General features: G+C 71.1%; 14 protein-coding genes. 2 read left to right on the top strand and 12 right to left on the bottom strand.

The window, feature by feature from the left end:
* Positions 1-37: 37 nt before the first annotated feature.
* Together ACWCP6_RS05515 and ACWCP6_RS05520 are read right to left on the bottom strand one after the other, a co-directional pair.
* Complete coding sequence (locus tag ACWCP6_RS05515) at positions 38-574, bottom strand: alkyl hydroperoxide reductase (protein WP_450931010.1); 537 nt, start codon at positions 572-574, stop codon at positions 38-40.
* A gap of 2 nt (positions 575-576) precedes the next feature.
* The gene (locus tag ACWCP6_RS05520) at positions 577-1,131 is read right to left on the bottom strand and encodes a peroxiredoxin (RefSeq protein WP_450931011.1); all 555 of its coding nucleotides are present in this window, start codon (positions 1,129-1,131) and stop codon (positions 577-579) included.
* A gap of 136 nt (positions 1,132-1,267) precedes the next feature.
* On the opposite strand from ACWCP6_RS05520, the gene ACWCP6_RS05525 reads away from it, so the two are divergent.
* Complete coding sequence (locus ACWCP6_RS05525; RefSeq protein WP_450931012.1) at positions 1,268-2,269, top strand: hydrogen peroxide-inducible genes activator; 1,002 nt, start codon at positions 1,268-1,270, stop codon at positions 2,267-2,269.
* A 116-nt stretch (positions 2,270-2,385) separates the two neighbouring features.
* On the opposite strand, the gene ACWCP6_RS05530 is transcribed toward ACWCP6_RS05525, so the two are convergent.
* From ACWCP6_RS05530 to ACWCP6_RS05550, 5 genes are all read right to left on the bottom strand, one after another.
* Positions 2,386-4,725, bottom strand: coding sequence for an ABC transporter permease (locus tag ACWCP6_RS05530; RefSeq protein WP_450931013.1), 2,340 nt, complete (start codon positions 4,723-4,725; stop codon positions 2,386-2,388).
* Complete coding sequence (locus ACWCP6_RS05535; protein WP_450931014.1) at positions 4,722-5,408, bottom strand: ABC transporter ATP-binding protein; 687 nt, start codon at positions 5,406-5,408, stop codon at positions 4,722-4,724. Before ACWCP6_RS05535 ends, ACWCP6_RS05530 begins: the two co-directional genes overlap by 4 nt.
* Entirely contained in the window at positions 5,405-5,929 is a 525-nt protein-coding gene (locus tag ACWCP6_RS05540; RefSeq protein WP_450931015.1) for a PadR family transcriptional regulator, read from the bottom strand. The genes ACWCP6_RS05535 and ACWCP6_RS05540 overlap by 4 nt, the downstream gene beginning before the upstream one ends.
* 198 nt (positions 5,930-6,127) lie before the next feature.
* On the bottom strand, positions 6,128-6,388 hold the full coding sequence (locus ACWCP6_RS05545) for a hypothetical protein (RefSeq protein ID WP_450931016.1): 261 nt from the start codon (positions 6,386-6,388) through the stop codon (positions 6,128-6,130).
* Entirely contained in the window at positions 6,385-7,326 is a 942-nt protein-coding gene (locus ACWCP6_RS05550; protein WP_450931017.1) for an SPFH domain-containing protein, read from the bottom strand. Before ACWCP6_RS05550 ends, ACWCP6_RS05545 begins: the two co-directional genes overlap by 4 nt.
* A 244-nt stretch (positions 7,327-7,570) precedes the next feature.
* Between ACWCP6_RS05550 and ACWCP6_RS05555 the strand changes: the two genes are divergently transcribed.
* The gene (locus ACWCP6_RS05555) at positions 7,571-9,847 is read left to right on the top strand and encodes a transglycosylase domain-containing protein (RefSeq protein WP_450931018.1); all 2,277 of its coding nucleotides are present in this window, start codon (positions 7,571-7,573) and stop codon (positions 9,845-9,847) included.
* A gap of 100 nt (positions 9,848-9,947) precedes the next feature.
* On the opposite strand, the gene ACWCP6_RS05560 is transcribed toward ACWCP6_RS05555, so the two are convergent.
* From ACWCP6_RS05560 to ACWCP6_RS05580, 5 genes are all read right to left on the bottom strand, one after another.
* A complete protein-coding gene (locus ACWCP6_RS05560) occupies positions 9,948-11,411 on the bottom strand; it encodes a catalase (protein WP_450931019.1) in 1,464 nt (487 codons plus the stop codon).
* Positions 11,412-11,542: 131 nt separating this feature from the next.
* Positions 11,543-13,684 carry a SpoIIE family protein phosphatase gene (locus ACWCP6_RS05565; protein ID WP_450931020.1) on the bottom strand — a complete coding sequence of 714 codons (2,142 nt, stop codon included), beginning with the start codon at positions 13,682-13,684 and terminating at the stop codon, positions 11,543-11,545.
* Between the two features lie 71 nt (positions 13,685-13,755).
* Positions 13,756-14,454, bottom strand: a complete 699-nt coding sequence (locus ACWCP6_RS05570; protein WP_450931021.1) for a class I SAM-dependent methyltransferase — start codon at positions 14,452-14,454, stop codon at positions 13,756-13,758.
* Positions 14,455-14,574: 120 nt separating this feature from the next.
* Positions 14,575-15,258, bottom strand: a complete 684-nt coding sequence (fomD, locus tag ACWCP6_RS05575; protein WP_450931022.1) for a cytidylyl-2-hydroxypropylphosphonate hydrolase — start codon at positions 15,256-15,258, stop codon at positions 14,575-14,577.
* A 159-nt stretch (positions 15,259-15,417) separates the two neighbouring features.
* Positions 15,418-16,815, bottom strand: coding sequence for a class II fumarate hydratase (locus ACWCP6_RS05580; protein WP_450931023.1), 1,398 nt, complete (start codon positions 16,813-16,815; stop codon positions 15,418-15,420).
* Between the last annotated feature and the right edge of the window lie 19 nt (positions 16,816-16,834).

The following is a 16,834-nucleotide window of genomic DNA, read 5'->3' on the forward strand; positions in this document are numbered from 1 at the left end:
ATGCCGGGCGGGGGGCGCCTCTTCGTGATGTGACGGGTCAGCCGGCCAGGGCGGCTTCGGCGTCCAGGGTGGTGCCGACCGCCTGGACCACCGCGGCGATCTTGAAGGCTTCCTGGATCGTCTCGCGGTCCACGTCCGCCTTGCGGAGGACCTGCTCGTGCGAGTCGAGGCACTGGCCGCAGCCGTTCACGGCGGAGACCGCCAGGGACCAGAGCTCGAAGTCCACCTTCTCGACGCCGGGGTTGCCGATGACGTTCATCCGCAGGCCCGCGCGCAGCGTCCCGTACTCCGGGTCGGAGAGCAGGTGCCGGGTGCGGTAGAAGACGTTGTTCATCGCCATGATCGCGGCAGCGGACTTGGCGGCGCCGTACGCCTCGGGCGACAGGTTCGCCTTGGCCTCCGGCTCCAGCTCGCGCAGCACGCGGGGCGAACGCGAGGCGATCGCGCAGGCGAGCACCGTGCCCCACAGCTGCTGCTGCGTCAGCTTGTCGTTGTTCCCGATGACCGAACCGAGGTTCAGCTTCAGGTCCTTGGCGTAGTCCGGCAGGGCGGACTTCAGCTCATCGAGGGCCATGCTCACTCACCGGCCAGCAGCTTGACCGCGTCGAGGGTGTCCTCGCCCTTGCTCCAGTTGCACGGGCAGAGCTCGTCCGTCTGGAGGGCGTCGAGGACCCGCAGGACCTCCTTGGGGTTACGGCCGACGGAGCCCGCGGTCACCATGGTGAACTGGATCTCGTTGTTCGGGTCGACGATGAAGACGGCGCGCTGGGCGAAGCCGTCCTCGCCCTCGACGCCGCAGTCGCGCATCAGCTCGTGCTTCGAGTCCGCGAGCATCGGGAAGGGCAGGTCACGCAGGTCGGCGTGGTCCTTGCGCCAGGCGTGGTGCACGAACTCGGAGTCACCGGAGACGCCGAGGATCTGGGCGTCGCGGTCGGCGAACTCGTCGTTCAGCTTGCCGAAGGCAGCGATCTCGGTGGGGCAGACGAAGGTGAAGTCCTTCGGCCAGAAGAACACCACGCGCCACTTGCCCTCGTAGGACTTGTGGTCGATCTGCTCGAACTCCTTGCCGCTCTCCAGCGACACACAAGCGGTCAGGTCGTACGTGGGGAACTGGTCGCCGACAGTGAGCACGCGCTCTCCTTGCAGGGTGGGTCGCCCTCTTTTTGGGAGGGCTTTCCTGTGGGTTGGACGGTGCCTGATCGTGGCACACGGTGCATTGATTATGGAAATCGCTAGACTCTGTCTAGCTGATTGGAGGTGCTTATCAATGACACTGGGCAACAAGGGCAGCCTGCGAGGCGGGCCGCTCCCCGGCAACGGGCGGGGCCGACAGCCCACGCTCGCGCAGCTGCGCGCCTTCGTCGCGGTCGCCGAGCACCTGCACTTCCGGGACGCCGCCGCGGCCATCGGCATGAGTCAGCCCGCACTCTCCGGGGCCGTCTCGTCGCTGGAGGAGGTCCTCGGCGTCCAGCTGCTGGAGCGTACGACCCGGAAGGTGCTGCTGTCCCCGGAGGGCGAGCGGCTGGCGGTACGGGCGAGCGCCGTGCTGGAGGCGGTCGGCGCGCTCCTGGAGGAGGCCGAGGCGGTACGGGCGCCCTTCACCGGGGAGCTGCGGCTCGGCGTGATCCCGACGGTGGCGCCCTATCTGCTACCGACGGTGCTGCGGCTCGTGCACGGGCGCTACCCGGACCTCGACCTCCAGGTGCACGAGGAGCAGACGGCGTCGCTGCTGGACGGGCTGGCCGCGGGGCGGCTCGATCTGCTGCTGCTCGCCGTGCCGCTCGGGGTGCCGGGAGTGACCGAACTTCCCCTGTTCGACGAGGACTTCGTCCTGGTCACCCCCCTCGACCACTGGCTGGGCGGCCGCGAGGGCATCCCACGGGAGGCCCTGCGCGAGCTGAACCTCCTTCTGCTGGACGAGGGCCACTGCCTGCGCGACCAGGCCCTCGACATCTGCCGGGAGGCGGGGCGCGGGGACGTGCCGGTGACGACCACCGCGGCTGGGCTGTCCACACTCGTCCAGCTGGTCGCCGGGGGACTGGGGGTGACCCTGCTGCCGAGGACCGCCGTGAACGTCGAGGCGTCGAGGAGCAACCAGCTGCTCACCGGGTACTTCGCCGAGCCCGCGCCGACGCGGAGGGTCGGGTTCGTCATGCGATCGGGCGCGGCGCGCGCGGCCGAGTACACGGAGCTGGCCGGAGCCCTGCGGGAGGAGCTCCGGGGGCTGCCGGTGCGGGTGCTGGACGCCCCTTCCCCGGCACCGGGGTGACCGTCCTCGTCCGACGGCCCCCGGCACCGGGGGCCGTGCCCTCCCCGGGCACTCGCCCCCGCCCCGGGCGCCGGCCGCGGCAGGCAGCGGTCGATGGGCGGGGGTGAGCCTGGGGATCACTCCGTGCGGAGGCCGTCCGGGCGCATCAGGCGGAGCAGCGGCGGCAGGCTGAGCGTGGTCACCAGAAGGACGATGCCCGCCCCGACGCCCGTCATGGCGAGCACGCTGCGCCAGTCCACCGACACCGTGGCGCCGGCCATCTTCATCAGAACGGCGCCCAGGAGCATGCCCATGGCCGAGGCCAGGGCCAGGCCGAGGGCGATCGGTACCGCGGTCTGCCAGAGGACCGACAGGCTGAGGGTGCGGCGGCGGGTGCCGAAGGCGATGAGGGCGGACAGCAGCTTCTTGCGTTCACGCAGCTGCTCCAGCTGGGAGACGAGCAGACTCGCCCCGATGAGCAGCAGCACGCAGGTGGCGCCGATGAACAGGCCCGTGCGGATGGACTCGAAGCGGCGCGACCGGTCGGTCGAGGTGTACACGTAGGCGTCCGCCAGCGGATCGATCCGTGCGGCGGCGTTGCGCACCAGGTCCCGGGCGTCCGGCACCCGCTCGTCGAGCCGGATGTACACGCTGCCGACGAGCGTCGGCGCGGCCTTCGCCGGGACGGCACCCGGGGTCACCAGGAGACCGCCGCGCGCGTAGCCGGTCGGGTCCTTGCGGGGACCGGCCTGCTTCAGGCTGCCCGGCAGCCGCCAGGCCAGCGCCTTGCCCGCGGCTTCGTCGTATGACGGATCGATGTACAGGGTCCGGCCCGGCTTGGCCAACGGGCCCGTCGCCTCGTCGGACGGGGCGCCGTGTATCGCGAAGACGTCGCCGTCGCGGCAGGACGTCAGGGACGCCACCTCGCGCAGGGCACGGCAGCTGCCCACGGTCAGTTCGAGCGATTTCCTGGGGTTCTTCGGGCGCTCCCCGAGGGATCCCGAGGACAGCGGTGTCGTGTGCCGCACGCTCTTGGCGGCGGTGAGTGTCCGGTCGGCCGAAGCGATCGGATCACGGGCCGGCAGCCGCACCTCCATCTGCGCCCGCGAGAGGTCCTGCCCGGTGGGTTTGGTGTAGTCGCCCTCGACCCCGGCGAACAGCATCTGCAGGGCGACGGCTCCGGCGACGGCGACCGCGATCCCGTTGACCATGCGGGCGGCGGTGCCGCCGCTCAGCTGGAGTCTGCGGACGGCCAGTTGCCAGGACACCGGGCCGGCGCCGAGACGGGTCACGACGGCCTCGACCAGCCAGGGCAGCAGCGCAGTGACGCCGACCAGCAGCAGGACGGTGCCGCCGATGACCATCCACTGGTTGAACTCCCCGTGGTTCCGGCCTTTCCCGACCATCGGGTAGAGCAGGCCGAGACCGGCGAGCGGCAGCAGGAGCCGCCACCACAGACGCCGCCGGGAGGATCCGGCTGTGCGGACGACGCCGAGCGGTTCGATGATGACGCGGCGCAGCGTGAGGAGGGTGACGGCCACCGCGGAGGCGGGCACCGCGACGGCCACCAGCGCGGCCAGCGCCGGGGTCGGATCGAGATCACTGGGGAAGATGCTGATCTCGTACAGCGTGATCAGGTTGGCGAGCTGCCGTCCGCCGAGGAAGAAGCCCGCGCCGAAGACCAGCCCGAGGAGCGAGCCTGCCAGTGCCTCGCCCGCGGCGATGCGCCGGGTCATCGGTCCGTCCGCGCCGACGAGGCGCAGCGCGGCCAGCCGGCGGTCGCGCCGCTCGCCACCGAAACGTACGGCGGCGGCGATGAACACGGCGACCGGCAGCAGCAGCACGACGAAGACGATCAGGATGAGCAGCAGCAGGACCGGGTCGGTCTTCTCCGGCTGCGGATCGGGGTCCGTGAAGCCGCCGATCCGTTCGACGGTGCCGGGTGAGAGCTCGGACTCCAGGCCGTGCCCGCCCGCGTAGAAGGCGAGTTCGGCCGGCCCGATCAGGCCGCTGTCGCCGATGGTGCCGGTGATGCGGTAGGGCAGGCGCTCGCGGAGCAGTTTGCCGTCGGCGGACTTCAGCAGCCGGTCCAGGGCGGGTGAGACGACCATCTCGTCCGGCGCCGGGAACGCCCGCACGCCCGGCGGGAGCGGGGCCTTCGGGCCTTCCGGCTGCAGCAGCCGGCCGCGGATGTCCTGGTTGCGGTACGTGGTCTCGGCGCGCGCGATGATCTCGGTGCCGTCGCCCTTGTCGACCCGGTGCGAGCCGTAGGTGAAGTCGTTGCGGGAGATCTCGCGGACGTGCCGCGACGACAGGGCGCTCGGGATCGCGGTGGTGAGCAGCAGCAGCGCCACACCGAGGCCGACGCCCACGGCCGTGAGCACGATCCGCACCCAGCCCTCGCGGCCGCCGGTCACGGCGAACCGCGCCCCCAGGGCGAGGTCGCGCCCCCAGACCCTGGCGCCGCCCCCGCTCATATCGCCCGCTCCATGTCACGGGACTTGCCGTCCCGTACGACGATCTCGCGGTCGGAGTAGGCGGCGACCCGCGCCTCGTGCGTGACGAGGACGACAGCCGCGTTGGTGGAGCGGGCGGCCTCCGTCAGCAGTTCCATGACCCGCTCGCCGTTGAGGGAGTCGAGGGCGCCGGTGGGCTCGTCCGCGAACAGCACGCGCGGGCCGGTGACGAGGGCGCGGGCCACCGCGACCCGCTGCCCCTGACCTCCGGACACCTCGCCGGGCCGCTTGCCCTTCAGGTCGTCGACCTCCAGCCGCTCCATCCAGCCGAGCGCGGTCCGCTCGGCCTCCTTGCGGCCGGTGCCGTTCAGCCGCAGCGGCAGCGCGACGTTCTCCACGCATGTCAACTCGGGTACAAGCTGGCCGAATTGGAAGACGAATCCGAACTCGCTGCGGCGCAGCGCGCTGCGCTCGGCGTCGTTCATGGCGGACAGCTCGCGGCCGTTGTACGTGATGGTGCCCGAGTCGGGGGTCACGATCCCGGCGAGACAGTGCAGCAGGGTCGACTTGCCGGAGCCCGACGGGCCCATCACGGCAACGACCTCGCCCGGATGTATGGAGAACCCGGCGCCGTCGAGCGCGGTCGTCGGGCCGTAGGCCTTGCGCAGGTCGACGGCGCTGAGGAGGGATCCGGCGGGGGTCATGCGCGCACCTCCGCGGCGAGCCTGTCCAGTCGTGCGGCGGTGAGTTCGAGCCAGCGCAGATCGGCTTCCAGATGGAACAGGGCGTGGTCGCAGATCAGCTGGTCGGCGAGGTCGCCCTTGCGCTTGCGTTCGGTGAGCGCGCGCATGAGCCGCAGGTGCTCGGCGCGCTGGGTGTCGAGCAGATCGGCGGCGTCGCGCTCCGTCAGCAGCGCGAGGACGACCTTGGTGTAGAGCGTCGACTGGAGATAGGGCTCGGGCTTCTCCGGCGTCGCGAGCCACCGCGTCACGTCGGTGACGCCGGCATCGGTGATGGCGTACCGCTTGCGCTCCGGACCGTCCCCCGCCTCTATCCCGTCGACCTCGACGAGGCCGTTCTTCAGGAGACGGGACATGGTCGAGTACACCTGCCCGTAGTGCAGCGGGCGATCGTGCCCGAACTTTTCGTCGAAGGCCCGCTTCAGGTCGTAACCGTGCCGGGGTCCGGCCTCGAGAAGGCCGAGAAGAGTGTGACCGATGGACATGGCGGCCACTATACGCACGATGTATACGTGGTGTGTATAGACGGCGGGAGGGCCTCTGCGGGGGAGCGGGAAGGCCTCTGCGGGGGAGGGGGAAGGCCTCTGCGGGGGAGGGGAGGAGCGGGAGGGCGGCCGCGCGCAGGCGGGGAGCACCCGCTGTGCGGAGGAACGCCGTAGCGGCCCCCGGGTGTCCGGGAGCCGCTACGAGTCAGGAGTCCTGGGTGGCCGTCCGCGCCGCGGGATGGGCCCGGCGCCGCCGGGCAGCCGCCCCGCCTCGGACAGGGCCCTGCGGAGCAGGAACTCGATCTGCGCATTGGCGCTGCGCAGCTCGTCCCCGGCCCACCGCGCCAGTGCCTCGTACACCAGCGGGTCGAGCCGCAGCAGCACCTGCTTGCGCTGGGGCTGCCGCGGCCTGCGCCCGGACGCCGGCGTCGCCGGCGTCTCCCGGTCGTCGGAACTCACTGGTACAGGGTGCCCGTGTTCACGACGGGCTGCGCCGAGCGGTCCCCGCACAGCACCACCATCAGGTTGGACACCATCGCGGCCTTGCGCTCATGGTCGAGGTCCACGATCCCGTCCTCCGCGATCCGGGCGAGCGCCGCCTCGACCATGCCGACCGCCCCGTCGACGATCTGCCGTCGCGCGGCGACCACGGCCCCGGCCTGCTGCCGCTGGAGCATCGCCGACGCGATCTCGGGTGCGTACGCGAGGTGCGTGAACCGCGACTCGATGATCTGTACACCGGCGGCCTCCACGCGTGCGTGAAGCTCGACGGCCAGCTTCTCGGTGATCTCCTCTGCGTTGCCGCGCAGCGAGAGCGCGTCGTCCTCGTGGGCGTCGTACGGGTACTCGATGGCTATGTGGCGCACCGCCGCCTCGGTCTGGGTGGCGACGAACTCCAGGAAGTCGTCCACCTCGAAGGTGGCCTGCGCGGTGTCCTCGACCTTCCACACCACGACGGCGGCGAGTTCGATCGGGTTGCCGTAGGCGTCGTTGACCTTGAGCACGGCGGTCTCGTGGTTGCGCACCCGGGTGGAGATCTTGGTGCGGGAGGTCAGCGGGTTGACCCAGCGCAGGCCGTCCGTGCGGATCGTGCCCCGGTAACGCCCGAAGAGCTGGACGACGCGGGCCTCGCCCGGCGCGACCATGTTCAGCCCGCCCATCGAGAACAGCGCCGCGATGATCGTGAGCAGGCCGACGGCGATCAGCGCGACCTTGGCGCCGGCCGCGGTCATGACGCCCCCGGTCGCCATCAGGCCCACGCCCAGCAGCAGACCGGCCAGGCCGAGGAACAGGGCGAACCCGCCCCCGATGCTCCGGGCGGCGATCTCGCGCACCTGTGGCGAGCGCACCGCGGGTGCGGCGGTGGTGTCGGAGCTCTCCATGGCGTCAACGGTCATGACGGGTCCCCCTTGATTGCGGTGGCCGGGAGATCGTCCCGGCCCGATGTCTAGCAAAGTGTTATCACATTAACGCGTGTGGCAACCTTCCGCGCTCCTCACTCGTCGGTTCCATTGGGCTGGGTGCTGATTGTCACGTCCGGAAAAGACTGGATTGGCCGACCTTTGTCCCCAGGTGCGGTGTTAGTTTTCTGAGCTGATCTGCCGGTAAGAGCGAATCGAAGGAAGCGGAGCGAGCGGACCCATGGGACGAGCGGATGCGAGACGAGCACGGCAGCGCGACGCGCGCCGGTCGGAGCGCGGGCGCGCGTCCGACGGCGGGCGCGGCGGCATACGCCGCTTCTTCACCTGGAAGAAGATCGTCGGTGCCTTCTTCGGTCTGTGCCTGCTCGGCATGGCCGGCTTCGTCGGGCTCTACCTCTACGTGGACATACCCGAAGGCAACGCGGACGCGAAGAAGCAGAGCAACATCTACAAGTACAGCGACGGCAAGCTGCTCGCCCGCACCGGCGACGTGAACCGCGAGATCGTCGACCTCGCCGACGTGCCCAAGCCCGTCCAGCACACCTTCGTCGCCGCCGAGAACAAGTCCTTCTACACGGACTCCGGCATCGACTTCAAAGGCACGGCGCGGGGTCTGATCAACACCCTCTCCGGCAAGGGCAAGCAGGGTGGTTCGACGATCACCCAGCAGTACGTCAAGAACTTCTACCTGAACCAGGACCAGACCGTCAGCCGCAAGCTGAGGGAGCTGGTCATCTCGCTCAAGGTCGATCAGCAGAAGACCAAGGACGACATCCTCGCGGGCTACATCAACACCAGCTACTACGGCCGGGGCGCCTGGGGCATCCAGGCCGCGGCCCAGGCCTACTACCACGTCGACGCCAAGCAGCTGAAGGTGGAGCAGGGCGCCTACCTCGCGGCGCTGCTCCAGGCCCCGAACCAGTACGACTGGGCGATCGCCTCCGGCACGGGCAAGCGGCTGGCCAAGGCGCGCTGGAACTACGTACTCGACAACATGGTCGAGAAGCACTGGCTGGACGCCGGCAAGCGGCAGGGCATGACCTTCCCGGTGCCGGAGTCGCCGCGCCCGCCCGCCAACCTCGCCGGGCAGAAGGGCTATCTGTTCGAGGCGGCGAAGGCCGAGGTCAAGAGTGAACTGCACCTCACCGACGCCCAGTTCGAGGCCGGCGGCTACACCATCACGCTCAACATCAACCAGAGGAAGCAGCGCGAGCTGGAGCGAGCCGTCAAGTCCGAGCTGACGTCCCAGCTCTCCCCGAAGACGCGCAACGTCGACGCCGACGTGCAGGCGGGCGCCGCCTCGGTCGACCCGAAGACCGGCAAGGTCCTCGCGCTGTACGGCGGTCCGGGCCTCACCAAGCACTGGACGAACAACGCCACCCGCCGCGACTACCAGCCCGCCTCGACGTTCAAGCCGCTCATCCTCGCCGCCGCGCTGGACAGGAGCTCCAGGACCCAGGACGGCCAGCCGATCACGGCCCGCACGCTCTACGACGGCACGAGCCGGCGCCCGGTCCAAGGCAGCAACATCGCCTTCGCGCCGCCGAACGAGGACAACCAGAGCTACGGCCCGATCAGCGTCCAGCGGGCGATGAACGACTCCGTCAACTCCGTCTTCGCCCAGATGGGCGTGGACGTGGGCATGGAGGACGTCCTGAAGACCGCGGGCGACCTCGGCATGAACGTCAAGGGGCTGCCGGTCGTCCCGGCGCAGACCCTGGGTTCGATGGGCGCCAGCCCGCTGGAGATGGCGGGGGTCTACGCCACCCTCGACAACCACGGCAAGAAGGTCACCCCGCAGATCGTCAAGTCCGTCACGCACCAGGGCGCCCCGGTCGAGCTGCCGTCCGCCATCGGCGACCAGGTGATCAGCAGGCAGGCCGCCGACTCCGTCACCTCCGTCCTCACCGGCGTGGTCGACGACGGTACGGCGCGGCAGTCCGTGCGGGACGCGGCGAACCGCAACGGCCAGCAGGTCGCGGGCAAGACCGGTACCTCCGACGACAACAAGTCGGCCTGGTTCACCGGCTACACGCCGAAGCTGGTCACGTCGGTCGGACTCTTCGGCGAGGCGGCCAAGGACGGGAAGACGGTCGACGGCAAGCCGGTCCACCAGCGCGACCAGGTCACCCTCCGGGGCACCGCCGGCGGTGGCCGCGTCAACGGCGGTACCTTCCCGGCCCGGATCTGGGCCGCCTACACCTTCAACGCCATGGGCGCGCCGAGCGAGTTCGACCTCGACACGGACATGGGCGCCGCCGTGGCCCCGCCGCCGGACCCGACGCCGAGCCACACGCAGAAGCCGACGAGCTCGCCGTCGACCGAGGCGCCGACGACGAAGCCGCCGACGACGCCGCCCCCGTCGAAGTCACCGACGACCCAGGCACCGACGACCGAGCCGACGGACGAGCCGACGACGGAGGAGCCGACGGCGCCGGACCCCACGGCGACGGACGACGTCCCGGACAACCCGCGCGGCGGTCCGGCGGGCAACTGACGCGCGACGGCGACATGTGAGGGCGGGCGCCCGGAGGAATCCTCCGGGCGCCCGCTTCGTCGTACGGGACCGTGCAGGCCCCCGGCCGTGCGCGGCGGGCTCAGCCGCCGTTCACGCGCTTGGCGATGTGGTCGCCGATGTCCTGGTCCACCTGGCGCCAGTACTGGAAGGCGCGCTCCTGCACGGGCCGCGACACACCGTTGCTCAGATGGCCGCTGACATTGGAGACCAGACGCTCGCGGGCCGCATCGTCGAGGACCTGGCGCACCATCGTGCCCGCCTGGCCGAAGTCGTCGTCCTCGGCGTGCGGCCGGTAGGCCTCGCGGACGATCTCGCCCATGACCTCCCAGCTCGCCGGATCGCCGAAGCACTGGACGTCGGCCGCGGGACCGCCGTACGAGTTGGGTGCGTACACGGCGCCCACGTTCGCCGGCTCGTACCGCATGGGGCCGTCCTTGGCGTACGACCTGACGTCCGTGCGCGGCCGGTTCGGCGGCAGCTGTGCGTAGTTCGGGCCGATGCGGTACCGGTGCGTGTCCGGGTACGAGAAGAGCCGGCCGAGCAGCATCTTGTCCGGCGAAGGGCCGATGCCGGGCACCATGTTCGACGGCTCGAAGGCGGCCTGCTCGATATGGACGAAGAAGTCGTCCGGGTTCGTGTTGAGCGTCATCCGGCCGACGTCGATCAGCGGGTAGTCGCCGTGCGGCCACACCTTCGTCAGGTCGAACGGGTTGAAGCGGTAGTCCGCCGCGTCCTCGAAGGGCATGACCTGGACCTTCATGGTCCAGGACGGGGCGTTGCCGGACGCGATCGAGTCGTGCAGGTCACGGCGGTGCAGATCGCCGTCCGTGCCCGCCAGCTCGTCGGCCTCCGACTGGGTCAGGAAGTCGATGCCCTGATCGGTCTTGATGTGGTACTTGACCCAGAACCGCTCGCCGCCGCCGTTGATCCACATGTACGTGTGCGAGCTGTAGCCGTTCATGTGCCGGTACGTCTTCGGGATGCCGCGGTCGCCCATCAGCCACGTCACCATGTGCGCGGACTCGGGGGAGAGCGTCCAGAAGTCCCACTGCATGTTGTTGTCGCGCAGGGCGCTGTCGGGGCGGCGCTTCTGGGAGCGGATGAAGTCCTGGAACTTCATCGGGTCCCGTACGAAGAAGATCGGCGTGTTGTTGCCGACCAGGTCGTAGTTCCCGTACTCCGTGTAGAACTTCAGCGCGAAGCCGCGCGGATCACGCCAGGTGTCGGGGGAGCCCTGCTCACCCGCGACGGTGGAGAACCGGGCCAGCATCTCGGTCCGCTTCCCCGGCTGGAAGAGGTCGGCCTTGGTGAACTGACTCACGTCGTCGGTGACTTCGAAGACCCCGTACGCGCCGCTGCCTTTGGCATGGACCACCCGCTCGGGAACCCGCTCACGGTTGAACTGGGCCATCTTCTCGATGAGATAGTGGTCCTGGAGCAGGATCGGACCGTTCGAGCCGACGGTGAGCGAGTGCTCGTCGCTCTCGACCGGGATGCCCGCGTTCGTGGTGGTGTAGGGGACCTTCCGGGGTGCCTCGGTCACGAGGGTCCTCCCTCATGGGTCGATCAGGCCGCTTCGTCCACGACGTCAGTGAACCCCGCATATACGACATCGGCAACTTTCGGACCGGGTCCAGAACCGGTCCCGCTCCGGTCCGGCCCCGTCCTGCTTCCTCAGCCGGAACGCTCCTGCGTGTGGTTCAGCTCGAACCAGACCACCTTTCCCGTGCTCAGTCGTGAGGCACCCCACCGCCGAGCCAGCCGGTCCACCAGGAACAGGCCGCGACCGCCCTCGTCCGTGGCCCGGGCCTGCCGCAGCCGCGGCAGCTGCGGCACATCGTCGCCGACCTCGCAGCGCAGGACGTCCGTGCGCAGCAGCCGCAGTGTCACGGGCCGCGACGCATAGCGCACGGCATTGGTGACGACCTCGCTGACCAGCAGCTCCACCGACTCGGTCAGCTCCTCGAGGCCCCAGCGGGCCAGCGCACTGCGCGCGAGGCGCCGGGCCCGCCCCGGAGCGGCGTCCTCCGGGTCCAGGAACCAGTACGCGACGTCGCTCGGCGCGATCCCGTCGAAGCGGGCGGCGAGCAGCGCGATGTCGTCGTCCCGGTCGCCCGGGCCGAGCATGTCGAGCACCTCGTCGCACAGCGCCTCCAGCGGCGGCGGATGGTCCGGCCCGGTCAGCTGGGCGGTCGCCGCGAGGCGCTCGCGCAGCTGCTCTATCCCCGACCACACGTCCCGCAGCCGGGACTCGACCAGACCGTCCGTGTACAGCAGCAGCGTCGCCCCGGCGGGCGCGTCCAGCTCGACCGCCTCGAAGTCGACCCCGCCGACGCCGATCGGTGCGCCCGGCGGCACCCGCAGCACCTCGGCGCGCCCGCCGAGATGCAGCAGCACCGGCGGCGGATGTCCGGCGTTCGCGATGGTGATGCGGTGCGACACCGGGTCGTACACCGCGTACAGGCAGGTCGCCATGCGGTCCGAGCCGAGCCGCTGCGCCTGCTCGTCCAGGTGGTGCAGCACCTCCTGCGGCGGCAGGTCCAGGCCCGCGAGGGTCTGCGCCGTGGTGCGCAGCTGGCCCATGATCGCCGCCGAGGTCATGGAGTGGCCCATGACGTCGCCGACGACGAGGGCGACCCGGCTGCCGGGCAGCGGGATCGCGTCGTACCAGTCGCCGCCGACCCGGGCGGTCTCGGCCGCCGGGAGATAGCGCGACGCGAGCCGCACCCCGGTGGGCCGGGGCAGCGTCTCGGGCAGCATGGTCCGCTGGAGCTCGTCGGCGATGTACGCCTCGCGCCCGTACAGCACGGCCTTGTCGATGCCGAGCGCGCTGTGCGTGGCGAGCTGCGCCGCCACCAGCAGGTCGTCGGGCTCGAAGGCGGGCCGGTCGGTGCGGCGCAGGAAGACGGCGGCGCCGATGACCCGGCGGCGGCCGCGCAGCGGCGCCAGGATCGCCCGCTTGCCGTCCGGCAGGGCACGCCCCTCGCCCAGCAGTTCGGGCAGCGCCTCGCGGGCCGCAGGCGCGTCCGCGAAGACCGGCCGTACGCCGCGCAGCACCTCGGCGAGCGCGCCGCCGGGCTGCACCTCGCACAGCTCGGTCGTGCCGGCGAGATCCGGCTGCACCTGGAGCTGCAGCGCGGGCAGGAAGCCGCCGTCGGTGTCCTGGTCCTCGGGGATGCGGTCGGTGCGGCGCAGCCGCAGTACGACCGGGCCGACCGGACGCTCGTCGCCGACCGGCAGCGGGTCCCTCAGATACACGAGGATCGCGTCGGAGAAGGTCGGCACGGTGGCCCGGCACAGGCCCATGACGATCTCGTCGAGGTCCATGCCGCGCGCGATACGGCGGGTCGCGGCGCCCACGAACCGCAGCCGGTCGCCGTCCCGTCGCATGGCGACGGAGGCACCCGCCGGCTGGCCCCGACCGGTGCGCCGGTCCTTGCCGCCCGGACCGGTGGGCGGCCGGTCCCCGGCGGCCCCGGGCTGCACCGGTACGCCCGCGGGCGCGGGCCGGGGGCGGTGCGGATCGGGCTCGGCCGTGGACGGCTGGGAGTGCTCGCTGCTGGGGCCCTGGCCGGCGCCGGCCGGGCCCGACGGCTGGCCCGCGCCGGACGGGGTGGGGGTGCCGGACGCGGGGCAGGGGGAAGCGCCCGGCGTCGCCGGGTCGCCCGTCGTGCGGCCCTGGGCCGCTAAGGCCGCGCTGCCCACGGCCTCGGGCGGCCTTGGGGTACGCAGCAGCGCCCCGCGGGGGTCCGTGGGGCCGGTCTGCCGGGCAGCGCCTGTCCGGCTGCCCTTGTGGGAGGTGGGGTGCTCCGTCACGCGTGTCGAATCCGTCCGTCTCCGGGGCTGCGCGGCGTGCGCGCGGTCATGGCGTCAGCCTCACACCGTGATCACGGGCGTCGGCAGGTCAGGAACAACTGGTGCTCGGGTGGTGGTTCGGTGCCCACCGGGGCGTACGCGAACGAGTCCTCGCCGGCGATCTCGAATCCCGCGTCGCGCACGACCTCGTGCAACTCTTCCCGCAGGAATCCCGATACCCGGATTACCTGCCCCAGGAACGGAATCGCGGCGTCGTCCAGGTCCGCCTCGACCATCGAGAGCGCAAGGAGGCCTCCCGGCCGCAGCATTCGGTGGAACTGTCGCAGTGCGTAGGGGATTTCCGGGCGAGGCAGCATCAGCAGGGTGAAGAAGCACGTCAGTCCGTCGAACTGCCCGAGTCCGTCCGGTCCCGCCACGCGCAGCGCCGCCAGGTCGCGGTGGACGAACTCGGCCTCCGGCACGTTCTTGCGGGCCAGGTCCAGCATTCCGGTCGACAGGTCGACGCCCACCACGGTGTGACCCGCGTCGACCAGCTGCCGCGCGGTGGGCACGCCCGTGCCGCAGCCGACGTCGAGGACGCGCGAGCCGGCCGGCAGCTCGCCTGTCAGCCACTCGACCGCCGCGAGCTGGCCCTCCTTGTGCGGGAAGGCCTCGTCGTACCGGGCGCCGATCGCGTCGAAGGCCTCGGCCTGGCCCTCTCTCGAGGAGAGGGGACCCGTATGGTCCGGTGCCGCTCCGCCGTACCCCTCGTATGCCTCACTACCGCTCACGTCCCCGCCGCCCCTCGATGACTGACTGTCAGGCCTCGTGTACGCGCACGGAGTTGCCGCCGCAGTGCGCCCTTGCGGAGGACGATCCTACGTTTGAACCCCAGGGGCGCATCAAGGGTCTCATGACGACACGTGCGCGGGCGTACGGTCCCAGCCGTCGGGAAGTGCCGGTACGAGCCACTCCGGATCCGGCCGCCAGTGCTGCCAGCCGTCCGAGAACGGCTGCCCCCACGCGCGGATGACATCGACGGCGGCGGCGCCCGCCTCACGTACGGTCCGTGCCTGCGCGGCGTTCATCAGGCCGACGCGCTGGGCCTGCGCGAACTCGTCCTCGTCGCGCCAGTGCCAGGTGCGGTCCGGGTGCACGGAGATGTCCAGGAAGTGGTCCTCGGAATCGACGCCCCCGGCCCACCGGACGCGCGGCTCCTCCAGGTTGACGTACCAGTTCTTGAAACGCCAGCCCGGCTCCCAGAACAGCCACACCGACCACGGTTCGCCGGGCCGTGCGAGCTTCAGCACCCCGGTCCCGAACCACCGGTCCCGCACCACGGTCCGCGGCTTGGTGTACCGCGTGGCCAGCGGCTCCGCGTGCACCGGGGTCCCGTCGGCCAGCACGGGCTTCACGCACTCCGTGCCGGGCGCCATCCACACGGCCAGCAGCTCGTCACTGTCCTCGACGACGGTCACGGGCCGGCAGATGTGGAACCGCGCACCGCCGTTCTCCCGGTACCGCCACAGAATGTGACTGCCGGGTTCCCAGTGCCGGGTCCGCATCCTTCGCCCGTTCGTTCCGTCGTCCGCCATGCGCAGATATTAGGTGCCCGGGGCACCCGCCAGCTGCGATCCACGTCTCAAACAGGGGCCGGGGTCCCGGACCGGCACACCGCGGGGCCGGCGCACCGGGGCCCGGCGCCGAACTCCCGCCGTCCGCCCGCGGGGCGGGCGGGAGTCCGGTGACAGGACCTACGGCCGGGTCATGCGCAGCACGTCCAGCGCCTCGTCGAGCTGCTCGAGCGTGAGGTCGCCCCGCTCGACGTACCCGGACTCGAGCACCACCTCGCGGATCGTCTTCCGCTCGGCCAGCGCCTTCTTCGCGACCTTCGCGGCCTCCTCGTAGCCGATGTACTTGTTCAGCGGCGTCACGACCGAGGGCGAGGACTCCGCGTACTCCCGGGCCCGCTCCCGGTCGGCGGTGATCCCGTCGACCGTCCGGTCGGCGAGCAGCCGGCTCGCGTTCGTCAGCAGACGGACCGACTCCAGGACGTTCTTCGCCAGCACCGGCAGCATCACGTTGAGCTCGAAGTTCCCCGCGGAACCCGCGACGGTGATCGTGGTGTCGTTGCCCATCACCTGGGCGGCGACCATCAGCACGGCCTCGGGGACCACCGGGTTCACCTTGCCGGGCATGATCGACGACCCGGGCTGGAGGTCCGGCAGGCTGATCTCGGCGAGCCCGGTGCGCGGCCCGGACGCCATCCACCGGAGGTCGTTGGCGATCTTCGTCAGGCCGACCGCGACGGTCCGCAGCTGTCCGCTGGTCTCGACGACGGCGTCCCGGGCCCCCTGAGCCTCGAAGTGGTCTCGCGCCTCGGTGAGCGGCAGCCCCGTGGCGCGGGCGACCTCGGCGATGACGGCGGCCGGGAAACCGGGCGGTGTGTTGATGCCGGTGCCCACGGCCGTGCCGCCGAGGGGGAGTTCGGCGAGCCGGGGCAGCGATGCGCGCAGCCGCTCGACGCCGTACCGCACCTGCGCCGCATAGCCGCCGAACTCCTGCCCGAGGGTGACGGGCGTGGCGTCCATCAGATGGGTGCGCCCCGCCTTCACCACGTCGGCGAATTCGGCCGACTTCCGCTCCAGGGCCGCCGCCAGGTGTTCCAGCGCCGGGATCAGGTCGCGGGTGACGGCCGCGGTGGCGGCGATGTGCAGGGAGGACGGGAAGACGTCGTTGGACGACTGGGAGGCGTTCACCTGGTCGTTCGGGTGCACGTCGCGGCCGAGCCGTTCCGACGCGAGGGTCGCCAGCACCTCGTTCATGTTCATGTTCGAGGACGTGCCGGAGCCGGTCTGGAAGACGTCCACCGGGAAGTGGTCGTCCCAGCGGCCCTCGGCGACCTCGCCGGCCGCCTCCACGATCGCCTCGGCGACCTCCTTGTCGAGCACGCCGAGTTCCGCGTTCACCTTCGCGGCGGCCGCCTTGATGCGGGCCAGCGCCTCGATATGGGCCCTTTCCAGACGCTGTCCCGAGACGGGGAAGTTCTCGACGGCCCGCTGGGTCTGCGCCCGCCACTTGGCGTGCGTGGGGACGCGGACCTCGCCCATGGAGTCGTGCTCGACGCGGTGACCGGCGTCTTCGGTGGACATCGTGGCGTACCTCCGGTTT

Source organism: Streptomyces sp. NPDC002004, from assembly GCF_053593975.1.

Excerpts from the sequence above, each read along its gene's own strand:
- ACWCP6_RS05515 (WP_450931010.1), bottom strand. The coding sequence starts at position 574 with ATGGCCCTCGATGAGCTGAAGTCCGCCCTGCCGGACTACGCCAAGGAC.
- ACWCP6_RS05525 (WP_450931012.1), top strand. The coding sequence starts at position 1,268 with ATGACACTGGGCAACAAGGGCAGCCTGCGAGGCGGGCCGCTCCCCGGC.
- ACWCP6_RS05530 (WP_450931013.1), bottom strand. The coding sequence starts at position 4,725 with ATGAGCGGGGGCGGCGCCAGGGTCTGGGGGCGCGACCTCGCCCTGGGG.
- ACWCP6_RS05535 (WP_450931014.1), bottom strand. The coding sequence starts at position 5,408 with ATGACCCCCGCCGGATCCCTCCTCAGCGCCGTCGACCTGCGCAAGGCC.
- ACWCP6_RS05540 (WP_450931015.1), bottom strand. The coding sequence starts at position 5,929 with ATGTCCATCGGTCACACTCTTCTCGGCCTTCTCGAGGCCGGACCCCGG.
- ACWCP6_RS05550 (WP_450931017.1), bottom strand. The coding sequence starts at position 7,326 with ATGACCGTTGACGCCATGGAGAGCTCCGACACCACCGCCGCACCCGCG.
- ACWCP6_RS05555 (WP_450931018.1), top strand. The coding sequence starts at position 7,571 with ATGGGACGAGCGGATGCGAGACGAGCACGGCAGCGCGACGCGCGCCGG.
- fomD (WP_450931022.1), bottom strand. The coding sequence starts at position 15,258 with ATGGCGGACGACGGAACGAACGGGCGAAGGATGCGGACCCGGCACTGG.
- ACWCP6_RS05580 (WP_450931023.1), bottom strand. The coding sequence starts at position 16,815 with ATGTCCACCGAAGACGCCGGTCACCGCGTCGAGCACGACTCCATGGGC.